This window comes from Salinimicrobium oceani (genome assembly GCF_012037645.1).
Genome location: NZ_JAAVJR010001587.1, coordinates 1 through 289, shown reverse-complemented (window position 1 = coordinate 289; position 289 = coordinate 1). Strand labels below are relative to the sequence as shown.

General features: G+C 47.4%; 1 pseudogene. It reads left to right on the top strand.

Annotation, left to right across the window (positions count from 1 at the left end):
* A pseudogene (locus HC175_RS23185) lies at positions 1–289 on the top strand (sodium:proton antiporter); the annotation flags it as partial.

Genomic DNA, 289 nt, shown 5'->3' with positions numbered 1-289 from the left:
TATAGAACCATCGGGCAGTGCAGATACCGCTGCTATTTTGAGTTCGATCGATGCTGCCTTTAATATTAGCGGGTGGTTGTTCGTAGTTCCGGCACTGGTTATACTGCTCATTGTAAAAAAGACCTCTCCGTTGATCGCTCTTTTGCTGGGCACATTGCTGGGAGCAGCCGCTGCAGTGATCTTTCAGCCGGATGTGGTTGCCACCGTGGCCGGATATGACAACCTATCTTTTGAAGCAGCCTACGTTGGGCTTATGAATTCAATTACTGTAGATACATCCATAACTACA